We start from the raw sequence: 16610 nt of genomic DNA, 5'->3' as shown, positions 1-16610 counted from the left end.
GCCAGCGATCCGAAAGCAGCCACCTCAGCCCAGTCACTTCGAAAGCCCGTGGGGCCTTCATGACGCATTGTCTGACTTACGGCCTCGACAAAAAACGAAGCTATTGCTATGCCATAGCGTAGTATAGTGAGGCTTTCCAGCATGACAGCGTTGAATCTCCCCTGCATTCGTCTCGAGCAACACGGTCGGCCATTCTTCCTCCTAAATATGCCAGCCGAATTGGTCGTGAAAATTTCCTACGCCGCTATACGTGGCAAGGATAAAGAGCAAGGGGCCGTCCAGCGCGTTCTTAACTCCAGGCGAATTTCAAGAATTAAAGACTTCGCCCTTTCAGGTGGGAGCTTTCCAAATTCCATTGTAATGAATTGGGTTGAGGAAGGTGGATTGACGTATGACCCTCAAAGCGGCTCGGTTTCATTTGATCCGAAACCAAGGCTGGCGCAATTGATTGACGGCCAGCACCGCGTGGCCGGTCTTGCTGAGGCGATGGAAGCTAATGAAGAATTGAAGCGCTTAGATCTTCCCGTGGCCGTATACTCCAATTTGACCACACAAGAATGCGCTGACATCTTCTTGGCCATTAACACTGAGCAGAAGCCAGTTCATAGAAGCTTGGTTTTCGACCTCTATGCTATTGCCGATGAGCAAATGATTGATCCTGCCGCAGCTCGAGCCAGAGATATCGCATTGGAGTTGAGCGACGTCGGCGCCCCATATCATGGCATGATTAAATTCCCGGGTGAGGCTCCGAGAAAGGGAGGTGTCGCCCTGTCAACGGTCGTTACCAGTATCAAGCCACTTATCGAGCAAAATGGGGCGTTCGATCAAGTTGCCCTGTCGACATTGGAAAATCAAAGTCGAGTTATTATTAACTTCTTCAGCGCACTTCAGCAGCTTTATGGTGAGCTCTGGTTTGAACGCCAAAACGCGTTCATGTTTGCAGCTGGGTTTAGTGGGGCGCTTGATTTCCTTGCATCCCGGCTGCTGCCGTATTGCGTGACAAAAAAATCCTTCAGAACAGAGGTTATAGTTGAAGCGCTCTCCATGACTTCGGAAGATCTAATCCTCCAGAAAGAGGTGTCGGGAAGGTCTGGTTCGGAAGCGCAAAGTTATATTTTCAGTCGCCTTGATGATTTCTTCGATAAAGGAGATGTCGCGGACGAGTATGATTTCTAAATGCTCCATTCTGACCAGTTGTCAGCGACTATCGCAGGACGAACTCGCACAGGGAACAGGCAGTTCTCGCCAATCACTTCAGGTGATGCAAGCGCACTCCAGAGAGCGCAGAATTCCGACGCATTCTCTTTGGCGCATTCTTCTCTCGCCTCTTTTTTTGAGGCAACTCTGGGTGTGTCCCGTGATCGACACACCTGGGCGATTGTGAAATACTATTACTCTGCATACTATGCTTGCAGAGCATTGATGTTGCTTCGAGGCGTCTCCATATTTTATCTGGGCCGAAGCCCATTTTCATTATCCTCACATGCCGGGAGTATAGTTAACAGAGAAGGTGGAAACTCACACACGTTGACATTTGAAAAGTTTTCACAACAGTTCTCGGCGGACCCTATACTCTCGCAGGAGATAGGCGGCCTGCCTCCGCTCGATTGGTTGGAAGAGAATAGAAATTTAGCTTCCTATAAGGCCGCTCCTTTTCTGGACCCTGCGCCGAGTGCGCTATTCAATAAACCCGCGGCCAAGCTTAGGAATCATCTTTCTGCATACCTCACATGTGACTTGTCTCTATATGTATTTGACCCTGACCATTCGATGATCGCATATCCACTGAAGCTCATCATCAAGCTTAATGATGAGCTTCGGCAGTTCAGACTGACCAAGATCCAAGTGACAAACCATTATGTGAAGATGCTGGGTTCCGCGAACTGTTTCGTTCCTGAATTCGCCAAAACTCTGACGGCTTATGACTTTGATTAGTATGTCATATTTTTTTGGGTTGACATCGGAATGACAATCAGAGCCCAAACATCACAGTAAATGCGTAAGCCCCCCTTGTCGTGATCGGCTGTAAGATATGGGTTTGCACCGATCACGGTGGAGTTAAACATGAAGGGTTAAAAGGGCCGTCTCCAAGCGCAAGGCGCGCTTGGCGCCAACGTCAGCTTTGGGCTGGGGACTGGTCACGCCTGTCGTCAGGTTCGAACGTCCGCAGAGGGCCGTTTTCTGCCTCTAAGCAGCTCTTGCATCCGCGAGCCTATTAAATGGGCGACGCTTCATCCCCGTAAGCCGCTGCGGAAGACCAGCTCTGGCAGGACCGTCTCCCACTCGTCGCGCTTGATATAGGTCTGGTAGCGCTCCTCGTTGTCCGATTTGCGCCAGCGCACGATCGCGCCCACTTTTCCCGACGCAAGAGCGGTGCCCTCGGGCGGCGCCCAGTTTGCGGCCATCCTCCCAAGCAAACGACCTTTGCGGTCAAGGATTATCCATTTCCCCTCACGCCGCCCAAGCGTCACCGGATCTTCGACCTTCGCTTCGGAGATGGCGAGAATTGTCGGGTTGGTCTCGGGCAGCCGGCCTGCATAGGATAGATCGACCGATGTCAGATCTGGCACCTGATATTGATCAGGATCGGGAAGATCGAGCCGCCGCAGCATATCGACTTTGCGCAGCATTTCGCAGTCGCTGTCCGCCAGCACAAAGGCATGCTCCCCGCTAGTCACCACCGCCAGGCTGCGACGCGCGCGCGTCATAGCTACGTAGAACAGGCGGCGCGGGGCTTCACCGTCCTCGCCCCTCGAGAGCAGCTTCCAGCCGCCATTGAGGATCACAACATGGTCAAACTCGAGCCCCTTGGAGCGGTGCGCGGTGAGCAGCAAGAGCCCGCGCTGCGTGGCGCGAATATCTTGCGACCATTCCGCAAGCCACTCGATCGCATCGGGAACAGGAATTGTCTTTTTGCCCAGCTCGCGGGCGAGGTCCGCGATGCCTTCGGCGACAAGGTCGACCCAGCGGTTAGGCTGCTGCTCGTTGAGCACATTGAGGATGTCCTGGATCGTGAGCATCGCCGCAGGGTTTCTGCGCAAACCAGTCACAAGGCGCTGCATCTCGCGCAGGCGCCAGACGCTCGGTAGCTTTTCGTTGGCCATTTCGACAGGCAAGCCGAGCTTCTCGGCATAGGCGCGCACGGGACCAAGACGCCGCCAGTCGCGCGAGATGATCGCAGTGCGCGCCCAGCTGAAATTGGGATCGAGCCGAGAGATCCGCACCAGTTCGTCGACCGCAGCCATTGCCTGTGAAACGTCATCGGGCGCCACATCAAGAAACTGCACCCGCCCCTGACCAACCGGATCAACACGGGCCATCAGTCCGCCACCCGGATCGAGGCTGCGTATCTTGTCCACAGTGATCGCGTGCCCCGCTTTCATGCGACCGCGAGCGGGCTCGATGACCTGGTTGGCAGCATCGATGATGTGCCGGGTCGAGCGGTAGTTCTCGGTCAGGAACTTGGGCTTGGCGCGATAATCTTCCTCGAACTGACGGATGAAGGATATCGAGGCCCCGGCAAAGGCGTAGATATTCTGGTCATCGTCGCCCACGGCAAAAAGGCTCAGTCGCTGGTCGGGATCGTCAAGCGATCGCCCGGCCACCGCGGCGATCAGCGCGTATTCCTCGGGTCCAATGTCTTGGTATTCGTCCACAAGGATCCACCGATAGCCTTGGATGAGCGCCTCACGCTGGGCCTCAGCCTCTGATCGGCTCAGGCCCTCGCCATTGATCTGGCGCACCGCTTCCATCACGATGCAGTCGAAGTCGCGCGGCTCAGACGCGCCGCCCGCAAAGCTCGCCCCCACAAGCCGCATCGCCAATGCGTGGCAGGTCGAGACGGTGACGCGGGCTGCATCATCTCCGACCAGATGACGTAGACGCGCACGGATCTCGGCCGCCGCGTGTCGGTTGTAGGTAAGCACGAGGATACCGCGCGGATCCTCGCGCCTGACGCGCAGCAAATAGGCGATGCGATGCACGAGAACCCGAGTTTTGCCCGAACCCGGCCCCGCCATAACCAACACGTTTGTTTCCTCGCGGTCGTCCGCGACGATCTCTTGCTGGACCGGATTACCCAGCCCCTCAACGATTTGCTTCCAGGCCTTTCCGGTGGTTTGGCGGCGGATCTCGACGTTGCGGCCAGGCATCCATCGTTGCAAGAAGCGGTCTTGATCGAGCACGAAGTAGTCCTCGGACAGGCGCACAGCTTCGTCGATCTGCTCCAGCCCTTTTTCAGCATAGGCGGCCATGACATGCGTCTGGAGGGTCTGCTCGCGGTAATGTTCCTCGAGCGGCAGGAAGTCCTTCTTGGTGAAGCCTGAGCGTCCTGGTTTCAGATAGATGGTCATCGCGGAGCGGAACACCGTCAGCCCCTTGCCCAGCGTAACAACCTGCTGCTCGTGCAACCACAGAAGCGCGCGTTCCATGAGCTTGGTCATGTCCTTTACGCCAGACGCCTTTATCAGTGCATCGCCGCTGAGCGCAGCCATCATGTCGCCGACAGTTGTATCGACCTGAATATCCTTGCCTTTCGTGCCCGTGGGCACCTTGGCAATCAGGAAATCGAGGAGTTTCTCAGCCGCCATCCAGCGCACGGAGGCGGTCTGGTCCACCACCCGCCAAGTGCGTTGCAACACCACCTCGAGAGTCTTCGCGGAAAGTTTGCGCAGGCGGATGTTGCCCATGCCACCGTCGCTATCCCGGCCGTCCCGCTCGATGCTGCGCAATAAGCGATCAAGGATATGGGGGCTGGCGTCCTCATGTCCCTCACCCCGCAATAGCTGGCTCGCCGCCGCCACGTCGAGCGGCGCGCTATCGCCCACACCGGCCTCGGGTGCTAGCTCGCGCATCCTGGTAATGAGCGCCTGCTCCAGACGCATCGCACGCTTCATACGCTGGCGGGATTGGTTCTCGACGCCGACATGCACCGAAACCGTGATGGCAATGTCATTTCGCGCGATGCCAAGGGCCTCAAGATCGGCCATCGCTTTGCTGAGCTCCCGGTGTGAAAGCCCGCTGATGCCGGTCAGCTCGTCTGTTGAAATGCCCTGATCAGGCGGTGTGTTCATCACATGGCGCACGATGGTCAACAGCTGCTTGCGTCGTGCCTGCGTGATCTCAGCGCCTTGCAGGCGGGTCTCGGCTTCGGTCAGCGTGCGCACCAGAAGCGAGGAAGGAAATACCTGCACCCGGTTTTCCTCACGCGAGACGAGCGTCGCCTCTTCGAGCCAGGACACAGCCGTTTTGACCCGCGTGTCGTCGGTGGCGCTGTCGCGCACGAACTCGCGGTCCTTTTCCTCCCTCACAATCTCGCCCGGTGTCGCCACCACCTTGCCGCTGTTGCGGGTGTGCTCGTCCATGCGGCGCAATGCCTTGAGAATGGCGCCGATCTCATGGCGCTCGAGCCGCGAGCGCGCGGTCAGGGTGAACTGCCGTTCGACATCGTCAGTGTGGTAAAGCAGAACGCATTCGGCGGGGGCCCTGTCGCGGCCCGCACGCCCTGCCTCTTGCAGGTAGTTTTCCAGCGATCCTGGAATGTCGGCGTGAACGACCAGCCGGATGTCGGGCTTGTCTATGCCCATGCCAAATGCGTTGGTCGCTGCGATCACTCGCTGATCGCCCACGCGGAACCGCTCCTGCACCAAATGCTTGTCGTCGGCGGTCAAACCTGCATGAAAGTGTTCCGCTGCGAGGCCCTGCTTCTTCAGGAAATCCGCAACGCGCTCGGTTTCTCTCCGGGTCGCGCAATAGACCACGGCCCCCGACCGATCACCTTTGGGCAAGCGCTCTGTGATAACCGTAAGAAGGTCCCCGAGCTTGCTCTCCTTGGACGTCGCCAGCACCGAAAATGCCAGATTCGTTCGCGTCGCGCCGCCATCGAACAACTCTAGTTCGACGCTCAAGCGATCGCGGAAATGCTCGGTTATGTCACGCACGACTTCTGGCTTGGCCGTGGCCGTCAAACACAACACCGGCGCTGGGCCCAAATCGCCCGAAAACTCGCGGATGAAGCGCCCGATGTAGCGATAGTCGGGCCGGAAATCGTGCCCCCATTTCGAGACGCAATGCGCCTCGTCCAGCACCCACAATCCCACCTCGCGCTGCGCCAGCACCGACCGGATCGAGATGCTGCGAAGCTGCTCCGGCGAGATGAGCAGGATTGCCGCCTGCCCCAGCCGCACCCGATCGAACGCATCCTGCCGTTCGGGCATCGACAGCATACCGTTGATGGTGACGGCGGACGAGATCCCAGCACGCTCCATCCCTTGCACCTGATCGGCCATCAGAGCCACCAGTGGTGAGATCACTACAGTTAGCGCGCCGGTCTTTTCATAAAGGCTGAGTGCGGGCACCTGATAGCAGACTGACTTGCCGGTGCCGGTGGGCAGGATGCCGAGGACATTGGCATGCCTCATGGCCTCAGAGACGATGACCTCTTGCAAAGGTCGGCCGTCGCTGTCCACGGGCTGGGGGCGATAGCCGTCAAAGCCAAACCACTTCTTGAGCGCACCGACCGGGTTGCTCATCTCGGCGCACCAGCCGCATGCGCTGTCGCCGCAGTTGGTATCGCGTAACTCGTGCACGATAAGGGCGGCTTGCGGAAAGGCTGCCCGCACCCAGGGCGGCATCACGGATTCCCCACCAGATACCGAGATCCAGGCGAGCGCATAGGCCGTAGGCCAGGCCATCTGCGGGTCTGACAGCTGCTCGAGCAGCGCCGCCACCTGCGCACCACAGGCTTTGCCTGCAAGTAACACTCGTATCGCCGCAAGCGCTTCGGCCCGATCCGGTTTCGGCGCCTTGCGGATTTCGCTGAAAACGGCGTCAAACCCGGCGGCACGATCCATGCGGGTCGCCAGATAGTGATAGGCAACCAGCGTTTCGGGCGACAGCACGGCCAGTTCCGTCAGCGCCTTGATCTGGTTGTTCAACACCTCGAACACCAGCCGCGCATCAAGCTCCGGGTCGTTTACATGCCCCACTTGCAAACGCCCGTCGTGGTAGTGCTTCACGAGGTGGTGGTAGGGATTGCGCGGAAAGGCAAGCGGATTGAGCCAAAGCGTATCAATGGGCTCGGCCAATTTCGCGGCCAACCGCGGGCGCGCCGCTACAAGATGCTCGATATCGTGGAGGAGGATATTGTGGCCGATCACATAGGGCGTTTTTGCCAGCGCTTTTTCGAGCTGGTCCAGACCCTGCCGGATCTTGCCTTTTGCCGCCACGACCGCAGGCCCGTCGCCGACCCGCACAGCTGCCATGTCAAAAATCTCGGCGGTCTTGGGGTTGACCTCGAGATCAACCGACAGACACCGCTCGAGCAGAGGCCTTGTGTCCTCGGCCTTTGATCTTAGGAAGCTCAGAAAAGCCATAAAGTCCAAGACAATAGTTGATCACGGTGCGAGCTTAGGGTGACCCAATCGGCACTACAATAGAGTAAGCTTGGCGCAGGAAACGGATTACCTGGGCAAAGCGTGGCTTCGCGGCCCAACACTCAGGCAATCGATCGAGCAGCTGCATCGTTCCTTTGCACTTGCGCATGGCAACGGTGCCATAGCCTGATGTGCAAGCCGTCCGGGTGGTGGTTGAAGAGACCCTGAAATTAGCGAAAGTGTAGTATCTGGAGGGACAACGAAGCATGCAGTCGAACAACCACTTTCTTCCGGGCGTTCCGATCGAGAAGGTTCGATCAGCCTACGACCATGCAGCCGGGAACGAGATCGAAAGCGGCAAGTTCTGGAGTCCTGAAAGCTCCTCCGCGCTGGCTGCCAACACTTTTGGCTGGTTTCTCGAACGACCTAAGGCATTACCAAGGCTGCCGGTATCGCTCATCGCATCACCCGTGAAAGAGGTCAGGCTAGAAGCGGAAATGCGCTTTCCCTGGGCCGGTGGGAAACATCCGTGGCTTGACGCCGTTCTTGTCACCGATGACCTGCTGATCGGAATTGAAAGCAAACGCTACGAGCCGTTTCGTGGCGGCAAGAAAGGCCTCGGATTTACCGACGCCTACGATCGCCCAGTTTGGGGCGACAGCATGGCCCGCTATTGCGCCGTCCGCGACGAGCTGAAGTCCGGTGCGCTCTGCTACGAGGCGCTCGACGCGGCCCAGTTGGTAAAGCACGCCTACGGGCTGCGCAGCGCCGTGCACCGAGAGAACGGCCCATGGCATGGGCTCCGCCCGGTGCTCTTCTACCTCTACGCCGAGCCTGTTTCTTGGCCGGGAGGGCGACCGGTCGATGCACTCAAGAAAGCGAAACACAGGTCAATGATCGACAACTTTGCCGGTCGCGTGGCGGGAGATGAGGTTGCCTTCATCGCCCTCGACTACGCCAGTCTGGTCGCAAGCTGGGCGCAGGCTGCAGACGCGCACCTCGCGGCTCATGCCACAAATCTGGCTGCCGAGTTCGACATCGGTCCGCGGTAGCCTACAACTTCAAGAGATCACTGGCGACAACAACGAGCAAAGGCGGGCAAATTGATTGGGTCATTCGCCAGAAAGCTGCTGCGGTTCAGTTTTTTTCTTACCACAGCCACCTTTCTCGGTGTGACCGCAGTAAATCTCTATCAAATAGCTGGCAGTCACACTGGCCGGCTATTTGTTGAGCGCTCACAGTCCGAGATCACGGCAGCAATCGACAGGCTAGTGGCTAAGGGCAGCTCTCGGTCTTTGGTAGAGGCTCGCCTTCGTGAAGAGCTCGCGACAGCCCCGAGGGACTGGATTGTCATCGAGAGCCTCCAAGCGATCGCCCATGATGCCGGCTATGCGCTTCCAGCTCCTCTGGTCTTAGAAATTGAAGCTGCCCATGATGCGGACTATTCGCTTCTTCAAGCTGGGACGGATTGTGTTCGCTGCGCATGGGATCCAGCATCGTGCGAACTCTCGGTTGCAGCGCTCTGCGGAGTAGTTTGGTCGATCAGTCCATTTGGCGATGTTACTTCGCTCTCGCTGGGCGCTCTGGACTACGCCGCTGGCAATGACATCGACCAAGTCGATCTCGCGCTTTCGGCTGTCGGCCTCGGAACGACGGTATCTTGGCTCCTCTCCGCAGGCACAGCAACCCCGGCCGCAATGCCGATTAAAGCTGGCGCTGGAGTCCTCAAGTTTGCCTATTTGGCCGGGAAGGTTCCGGCGCCCATTGTTCGAACCTTGCGGAAAGCAGCCCGCGAAGGCATCGACTGGGTGCGCCTAGGCACGGCCCGCTCAGTGGATGACCTCGGAACTATATTCAGAAAGGATGCCATTGAGCCAATTATTGTTGCTGCGGGTTCGCTTGAGGAAATCAGGGCTGCAAACGGCATTTCCAAAGGCATTTATCTTTTGGACAAGGCAGAGAGCGTCGACGAACTCAGAAAGCTAGCTAAGGTAGCGGGTTCTGCGCGTGATCGAACCGCTGGGCTTATCTCGATGTTCGGGAAAAGCCGTGTTCTCCGCCTTGGCCTAAGACTCGCCGATGAAGTCTATTGGGTGGCTACGGGATTGGCTGGATTCATTGCGTCGATTGTCGGCATGTTCTGGTCAACGCTCGGGTCGGCGCTCGTTCGCATCCTGCGAAGGATCGAGCGCCAGACCTCGCGCGAGTCGTAGCCGCGCGCTATCAGCAACGAAAGTGGCCCGCAGTCACAGTCAAGTCCGGCTATGGTCGCTCGACGTCGCGCGATGTATGGAGGAAGTAAATCCTAAAGGCCTGTGAACAAGTCTAGTTTTAAGACCCTCGTCGCCGAAGCAACCGCCGTAGCAGTTGCACTTCTCGAAGGCCAGGCGCTGGGTCCCGTCCTGCCGAGACCAAGCGCAGGAACTCTAACCAGATCCACTCATTCGCCGTTAAGTCGCTCTTACGGTTCGCGTGCATCTTCGCGGTATCTCTACAAGACCGCATCATTTCCCGAAGATCCCCCTGATCGCCGTTCGCCCCCTTGAGGTCAGACTAGGGTCGGTATGTCCGGAGGCATCGCGGATCTCCTGGATCCAGGCAGCCTCGTTCTTCGTCACGACGACGCCGAATATCTCTTCGATCGCACGGACGGTCGTATCGCCACCGAGTTGCTCAAGCGCGAGGTTGAAGAGCTGCCGGGGATCGCACTCGAGCGCCGCAGCCAGGCTTGGCACACGGTCGAGGGGCAGCTTGGTCGCGCCACTTTTCAGCATCGCGATCATGTTCGGGTTCACGAAGCCGGCCTGCTCAGCGATCTCCGCCTGGGTCTTGCGGGGCCGGAGTTCGAGAACGCGCTTCTCGAGGAACTTCGCCAGCCGGGAGTCTTCATAGGGTTTTCTTGCCATCATCGTCACCTTTCTCATCGCTCGCAGATCGTTCTGCTTGCTTGATCTATAGCGACGTAAAGTTGGGGAGATCGTGGGAACTGGGTGGGAGGCACCGCCCCCGACTCAGAGCGTTATTGTCACGCTGTGGAAATCCCCGCTTTGCTCCACGAGTGCGTTCAAGCATCAATGTCTTCCTGGCCTCAAAATGCGGCACTGGGAACTGATCACGCTGCCAGGCGTGCGGATGATCGAGTAGCTCGAAATTTCTCCACTCAGCGATTTGTTTGCTTGACAGATAAGTTACGGTAACGTATATATCCGTTACTAAAGGAGAGACGCTATGTTAACACCCGCCGAGAAACAGCGACGCTACCGAGAGCGTCAGAAAGCCAAGCGGCTGGATGCCCTCAAGAAGCCCGAGATCGTCAGCCTCAAGGTCTTCGCCTCGCCATTCTGCGAATGGGCACAGTCTGACGGAAACTTCTCGGACTTCGAACTCTACCTCGCCCTTGCAGGAATCGAGCCGCCCCAGTTCGACGATGACCGCGGACCGCTGGCGTTCGCTCTGAACGAAGCTGTCGAAGGTATGGAAGACCCGTTTCCCGGCGCTGAGAACTCGCTGGCGCGCGCGGAAGTCATGGTCGGGTGCCTCATCGACGCCGCCGCAACGCTCGCAAGCATTGTCAACCGATACAAGGAAAAGGAGATCACCAGGCGGGTAGACGAAATCGAGAAGTCCGACAAATCGGACGAGAACGAACGGAAAGCCGCGACACGAGAAATCGTGCGGCTGAGCAAGCTACAGGATCAGCTTAAAAGGCAGGTCCGGTGGACCTTCCCGCAGTGGAAGGTGTCAGGCGCATAACGCCCATTAGAGCGGCAGGACGGTCATCTAGGTCGGCAAACTTCGAATGACCGCCCCGCCCATGTGAAATCCATCGCCCAACAAAGGAGATATGCGATGAATACACCTCACCATAATAGCACTGTAGATGCCGAGACAGCAACGCTCACGAAATCGGCGCTATTTCAGCGATACTTGCGGTGCCAGGTGAGCACGGCGACAAGCTTTGACCAACTCATAGACTCTTACGTTCCAGAGGACCTTTTGGACGACTATTGCTACGAGTTCCTCGATGATTTCATCGAAGAGCTTGCCGACGGTATTAGAATCTCGGACGACCCCGAAGAGGAACTTAACCAAGCAATTGCGGAGCTTCGCCAGTATACCGAGAACCTTCAAACGATCAGAGATGGTTTCAGTGCCGTGGCCCGTGCTCTCCGCATCCAGCCCACAGATGACGAACCCGATGATCCCGTAGAGCGGGAAGCGTGGAGCCTGGCTTGGGACCAAGCAGAGAAGAACCCGCGATACCTTGCACCTCATGTGAACGGTGTGGCCAACGCTTCGTAGCCGCCAAGACATCTGAACAGTTGCCCGCCGGATCACCCCGGCGGGCAACTTGTTTGTGGCCCTCATTCCCGGTAGACAAACCACTCAAGCAAGGACTGCTTTAGTGAAGTAATAGGTCCATTTTGTGATCGGATACATTGTTACAAAACAACATGTAAACCATTGTTTTTATTATACCAATTGAGGGTTCGAGTCCCTCCGGGCCTACCATCCCCGGCCGCGTCAGTTCATGCCGTAGCGCATCGGCCGACGCCCCGATCACGGCTTCGATGGCAGATTGCGGGTTGCTCTCGATGCCGAGAAAGTCAACTGACAAGCATCGCCAGTTTGACTAGGCTCGACTCATGTTGCTCCTGGCCGCAGCTTACCGCCTGATCGCCGCGATGATTTTCGTGGCTGGCCTTGCCATGTTGGCGCCGGCGTGGACGACAGAGCCCGCGGCCTCTGACCATGCCGCAGACCATCATTCCGGTCTGGTGTCAGGCGTTTCAGCATCGCAGGATCAATCATGCCGGGATCACTGCCTTGGACTGATGGCGCTGCCTTCGGCGCCACTTTCGGTGGCACTGATTGGATGGCGTGTCACGCCGATACACGTCGCGGCGCTGGAAGAAGACTCCCCTTCCCTCAGCCCGCAGCCAGAGTGGCATCCGCCGCGTTCCTGATCTCCGATCGATCAGCTGAATTGCCAACCTGCTTGCGGAGATCCTCATGACCCAACTTTCCCGCCGCGGCTTCATCGCCGCCTCTGCGGCCTCGGCCGTCTCGTTCTGCCTGCCCGCGCGTGCGCGCGCCACCCAAGGCAGCCTGTCCCTCAGCGCCACAACCCGCGTGATCGAGGTGAACGGGCGCGCCGCAACCGTCCTGGGCCTGGTCAATGCCCAGGACGGTCTCGGACTGACCTTGGAACCTGGCCAGCGCTTTCGCACCGATCTGACGAACACCCTGGATTTCGACACGATCATTCATTGGCACGGCCTGATTCCGCCCAATGCTCAGGATGGCGTCCCGAACACCAACCCGATGCTGAAGCCCGGCGAAACACGCGCCTACGATTTCCAGCCGCGGCCGGGCACCTTCTGGATGCACAGCCACATCCCCGAACAGGAAATCGGGCTGCTGGCCGCACCGCTGATCGTGCGCAGCGAAGAAGATATCCGCGCAGACCGGCAGGAGGTCGTCATGTTCCTGCATGACTTCAGCTTCCGAACTCCGCAGGAGGTATTGGCGGACGTCACGGGCGGAACGGCCGTGGATCATGGCCATATGGATCACTCTGCCCGGGCCTCGGCAAAGGGCATGACCGGAACGGCGGGCATGACGATGGATGGCATGCACGACATGGGCGGCATGGCGATGGATCTGAACGACTTCGATTTCGACGCCTACCTTGCCAACGACCGCACGCTCGACGATCCGGACGTGATCGCCGTCGAGCGAGGTGGAAGGATCCGCCTTCGCGTCATCAACGGTGCCGCGATGACCGCCTTCTGGATCGATCTGGGTGCGGTCAATGGGCGGCTGGTCGCGGTCGACGGCGAAGCGGTCGCGCCACTTGACGGCACGCGCTTTTCTGTTGCGCCGGCACAGCGCCTGGACATCGAGATCGATTTGACGTCCGACGGGGCCGCCCTGCCCGTCCTCGCGCTGCGCGAAGGCGCGCGCGAACGCACCGGGATCATCCTTGCGCCCAAAGGGGCCGAGGTGCCACGCCTTGAAGCGCTTTCCGGCGAGGTGCACCCTCCGGTATCGGGCGACATGCGGCAGGAACTCGCGCTGCGCGCGCTTTCACCTCTGCCGGACCGCCCAGCAGGGAACCGCCGGATGGTGATGCTGATGGGTGCGATGGCCCCCTATCTCTGGACCATCGACGGCAGCGTCTGGGAAAACCGGACACCGATCGCGGCCGCGGCCGGCGAACGGGTGGAACTCATGTTTCACAACATGTCGATGATGGCGCATCCCATGCACCTTCACGGTCACGTCTTCCAAGTGGTCGAGGTGAATGGCAGCCGCATTGCGGGCGCGCTCCGCGATACCGTTCATGTCCCCGCGATGGGAAGCGTGACCATCGCCTTCGACGCGGGCGAGCCCGCGCCGTGGATGCTGCACTGCCACCACATGGCACACCTCGCCACGGGCATGATGACAGAGCTTGCCGTGTCCTCCTGATCAGGCCGGCGGCGCGGTCGCCCCGCCGCCCTACAACCTGACCTTGCGCAATCGAAGCGCGTTGGCGATGACCGAGACAGAGGAAAAGCTCATCGCCAACGCCGCGATCACCGGCGACAGCAGCAGGCCGAAGACCGGGTAAAGCACACCCGCCGCCAATGGAACGCCCGCGGTATTGTAGGCGAAGGCGAAGAACAGGTTCTGCTTGATGTTCCGCATGACCGCCTCTGCCAGTCGGCGCGCGCGAAGGATGCCGGTCAGGTCGCCTTTCACCAATGTCAGGCCCGCGCTTTCCACGGCGACGTCGGCACCCGTGCCCATCGCGATCCCGACGTCGGCGGCGGCGAGTGCAGGGGCGTCGTTCACCCCGTCACCCGCCATCGCGACCCGCGCGCCCGCGTCACGCAGTTCCTTCACCAAAGCGGCCTTGTCCTCGGGCGAGACACCGGCGCGCACCTCGTCGATGCCAAGACGCCGGGCCACGGCGCGCGCGGTGCGTTCTTCGTCGCCTGTCGCCATGACGATGCGCAAGCCCTCGGCATGCAGGGCGCGGATCGCCTCGGGGGTGGTTTCCTTGATCCGGTCCGCGACCGCTATCAGGCCAATGGCCTTGCCATCGCGCGCCACGAACATGACAGTCTTGCCGTCGTTTTGCAGATCGCCCGCATCGTTCGCGAAGACGTCGGGATCGACCCCTTCCGAACGCATGAGTGCCGCGTTGCCAAGCGCGACGCGCGCGCCCTTGATCGTGCCGCGGACCCCCTGCCCCGTGACGGCCTCGAAGTCCGACACATCGAGCTTTGGAACCTGCCCGGCGCCCTCTACGATCGCCTCGGCCAAGGGGTGTTCCGACCCGCGCTCGAGGGCAGCAGCCAATGCCTTCAGCTCCGCCTCGTCTATGTCCCGCGCGGTCAGGTCGGTCAGTGCGGGCTTCCCTTCGGTCAGGGTGCCGGTCTTATCCACGATCAATGTGTCGACCTTGGCAAAACGCTCAAGCGCTTCCGCATCGCGGATCAGCACGCCTGCCTGAGCGCCCCGTCCAGTGCCGACCATGACCGACATCGGTGTGGCCAGGCCAAGCGCGCAGGGACACGCGATGATCAGCACCGAAACCGCCGCGACGAAGGCGTAGCCAAGCGCGGGGCTTGGCCCGAACGCAAGCCAGACCACGAACGACAGGATCGCGCAAAGAACCACCGCCGGAACGAAGATCATCGAGACCTTGTCGGCCAGCGCCTGGATCGGAGCGCGCGAGCGTTGCGCCTGCCCGACCATGGCAACGATGCGCGCAAGCGTGGTTTCGGACCCCACGGCGCTGGCCTTCATCACGAAGCTACCCTGACGGTTTAGCGTGCCCCCGGTGACCTGATCGCCCGCCGTCTTTTCGACGGGGATGGGCTCGCCCGTGATCATGCTTTCGTCGATTGACGAATGGCCCTCCACGATCTCGCCGTCGACGGGCACGGACTCGCCTGGGCGCACCCGCAGCTGGTCGTCCACCTGAACCTCGGCCAGCGGCACATCCTTGTCGCCGCCCTCGGTCACGAGCCGTGCGGTCTTGGGGGCAAGGTCCATCAGCGCGCGTATCGCGTCGCCCGTGCGCTCGCGCGCCGTCAGCTCCATGATCTGTCCCACCAGAACAAGTATGAGTATGACGGCGGACGCCTCGAAGTAAACCGGCGGCAGGCCGTGGTGATCCAGAAGCGCGGGTGGAAAGATTCCCGGCGCCACCAGCCCCGCGACCGAAAACAGGTACGCCGCCCCTGTCCCAAGCGCGATCAGCGTCCACATGTTGGGCGAGCGGTTCACGACGGATTTCCATCCCCGCACGAAGAAGGGCCGCGCGATCCACATCACCGGGGTCGCCAGCGCGAACTGAAGCCAAAGAAAAAGGCGCGCGCCGATCCATTCGCGCAGGGGCAGCCCCAGATGCGCGCCCATCTCAAGCACGAAGACCGCCAAGGCCAGCGGGCCACCGATCCAGAGGCGGCGGCGGAAGTCGACCAGTTCCGGGTTCGGCCCCGCATCGGACGTGGGGTGCATGGGTTCCAGCGCCATGCCGCATTTCGGGCAGTCGCCGGGATGGTCCTGAACCACCTCGGGATGCATCGGGCAGGTATAGAGGGTGCCCTCGGGCATCGCTTCGGGTTCTGCCCTGTCACCAAGCCAGCGGTCCGGATCCGCGGCGAACTTGTCGTGGCAACCTTGCGAGCAGAAGTAGAAGCGCTGACCATCATGTTTGGACACATGCGCCGCCGTCGCGCGATCCACGGTCATGCCGCAGACAGGGTCGGTTGCTTCCAGATAGATTTCGGGCGCGGCTACGAACTTGTCATGACAGTGCTTCGAACAAAAGTGGTAACGATGGCCGGCGTGTTCGTGCGTCGGCTTGCCGGCCTCTGGATCCACCAGCATGCCGCAAACCGGATCCCGGGTGACCGTCGCGGTCGATGTCGTTAAATGCTGTTCGCGCGAAGGCATTGCAGTCTCCCTTGCTGGCTTCGCATCACCAGTTAAGGCCTCCAGCAGATGGAGGGTCAAGCGCTGACTTCATCTCTTTCGCACAAGCGCTCCGCGCATGAGCAGGGTCCGAAGGCATCACCAATTCGTGGCTTTACCCACCAGCAGATGGAAGGTTTAGGGGGTGTCCGCAAACCGTGTTGGTGCGCTTCGTTATTTCGCAGAAGGGCCTATATCACTCGGCTTTTACGCGGAGGACACCCATGCTGCACCACGACTTTCGCCGGTTTCTCGATGCCCTCG

General features: G+C 59.7%; 10 protein-coding genes. 7 read left to right on the top strand and 3 right to left on the bottom strand.

Annotated elements, in window-relative coordinates; genetic code table 11:
- Positions 1–141: 141 nt before the first annotated feature.
- A complete protein-coding gene (locus OEW28_RS17290) occupies positions 142–1176 on the top strand; it encodes a DGQHR domain-containing protein (RefSeq protein ID WP_263736048.1) in 1035 nt (344 codons plus the stop codon).
- 351 nt (positions 1177–1527) lie between these two features.
- Entirely contained in the window at positions 1528–1935 is a 408-nt protein-coding gene (locus OEW28_RS17285; RefSeq protein WP_263736047.1) for a hypothetical protein, read from the top strand.
- Between the two features lie 296 nt (positions 1936–2231).
- Here OEW28_RS17285 and OEW28_RS17280 read toward each other — a convergent pair whose 3' ends face one another.
- Positions 2232–7262 (bottom strand): RecQ family ATP-dependent DNA helicase, encoded by a 5031-nt coding sequence (locus tag OEW28_RS17280; protein ID WP_263736253.1) that lies wholly within the window; start codon positions 7260–7262, stop codon positions 2232–2234.
- Positions 7263–7639: 377 nt separating this feature from the next.
- On the opposite strand from OEW28_RS17280, the gene OEW28_RS17275 reads away from it, so the two are divergent.
- Together OEW28_RS17275 and OEW28_RS17270 are read left to right on the top strand one after the other, a co-directional pair.
- On the top strand, positions 7640–8425 hold the full coding sequence (locus tag OEW28_RS17275; protein WP_263736046.1) for a PGN_0703 family putative restriction endonuclease: 786 nt from the start codon (positions 7640–7642) through the stop codon (positions 8423–8425).
- A 51-nt stretch (positions 8426–8476) separates the two neighbouring features.
- Positions 8477–9586, top strand: a complete 1110-nt coding sequence (locus tag OEW28_RS17270; RefSeq protein ID WP_263736045.1) for a hypothetical protein — start codon at positions 8477–8479, stop codon at positions 9584–9586.
- A gap of 291 nt (positions 9587–9877) precedes the next feature.
- Here the strand turns inward: OEW28_RS17270 and OEW28_RS17265 are convergent, their stop codons facing one another.
- Positions 9878–10279, bottom strand: a complete 402-nt coding sequence (locus OEW28_RS17265) for an XRE family transcriptional regulator (RefSeq protein ID WP_263736044.1) — start codon at positions 10277–10279, stop codon at positions 9878–9880.
- Positions 10280–10601: 322 nt separating this feature from the next.
- Here OEW28_RS17265 and OEW28_RS17260 point away from each other — a divergent pair, with 322 nt between their 5' ends.
- The 3 genes from OEW28_RS17260 (at position 10602) to OEW28_RS17250 (ending at position 13847) form a co-directional block, all read left to right on the top strand.
- A complete protein-coding gene (locus OEW28_RS17260; RefSeq protein ID WP_263736043.1) occupies positions 10602–11126 on the top strand; it encodes a hypothetical protein in 525 nt (174 codons plus the stop codon).
- Positions 11127–11222: 96 nt separating this feature from the next.
- On the top strand, positions 11223–11675 hold the full coding sequence (locus tag OEW28_RS17255) for a hypothetical protein (RefSeq protein ID WP_263736042.1): 453 nt from the start codon (positions 11223–11225) through the stop codon (positions 11673–11675).
- Positions 11676–12386: 711 nt separating this feature from the next.
- Positions 12387–13847 carry a multicopper oxidase family protein gene (locus OEW28_RS17250; RefSeq protein ID WP_263736041.1) on the top strand — a complete coding sequence of 487 codons (1461 nt, stop codon included), beginning with the start codon at positions 12387–12389 and terminating at the stop codon, positions 13845–13847.
- A 30-nt stretch (positions 13848–13877) separates the two neighbouring features.
- On the opposite strand, the gene OEW28_RS17245 is transcribed toward OEW28_RS17250, so the two are convergent.
- The gene (locus OEW28_RS17245) at positions 13878–16328 is read right to left on the bottom strand and encodes a heavy metal translocating P-type ATPase (protein ID WP_263736040.1); all 2451 of its coding nucleotides are present in this window, start codon (positions 16326–16328) and stop codon (positions 13878–13880) included.
- Positions 16329–16610: the final 282 nt, after the last annotated feature.

This window comes from Albidovulum marisflavi (assembly GCF_025751435.1).
GTDB lineage: Bacteria > Pseudomonadota > Alphaproteobacteria > Rhodobacterales > Rhodobacteraceae > Albidovulum > Albidovulum marisflavi.
This window is presented reverse-complemented; position numbering and strand designations above follow the sequence as displayed.

What these genes read in the sequence shown, in the direction of transcription:
- OEW28_RS17280 (WP_263736253.1), bottom strand. Translation starts at nt 7,262, where the DNA reads ATGGCAGCTGTGCGGGTCGGCGACGGGCCTGCGGTCGTGGCGGCAAAA.
- OEW28_RS17245 (WP_263736040.1), bottom strand. Translation starts at nt 16,328, where the DNA reads ATGCCTTCGCGCGAACAGCATTTAACGACATCGACCGCGACGGTCACC.
- OEW28_RS17265 (WP_263736044.1), bottom strand. Translation starts at nt 10,279, where the DNA reads ATGGCAAGAAAACCCTATGAAGACTCCCGGCTGGCGAAGTTCCTCGAG.
- OEW28_RS17255 (WP_263736042.1), top strand. Translation starts at nt 11,223, where the DNA reads ATGAATACACCTCACCATAATAGCACTGTAGATGCCGAGACAGCAACG.
- OEW28_RS17275 (WP_263736046.1), top strand. Translation starts at nt 7,640, where the DNA reads ATGCAGTCGAACAACCACTTTCTTCCGGGCGTTCCGATCGAGAAGGTT.
- OEW28_RS17250 (WP_263736041.1), top strand. Translation starts at nt 12,387, where the DNA reads ATGACCCAACTTTCCCGCCGCGGCTTCATCGCCGCCTCTGCGGCCTCG.
- OEW28_RS17260 (WP_263736043.1), top strand. Translation starts at nt 10,602, where the DNA reads ATGTTAACACCCGCCGAGAAACAGCGACGCTACCGAGAGCGTCAGAAA.
- OEW28_RS17290 (WP_263736048.1), top strand. Translation starts at nt 142, where the DNA reads ATGACAGCGTTGAATCTCCCCTGCATTCGTCTCGAGCAACACGGTCGG.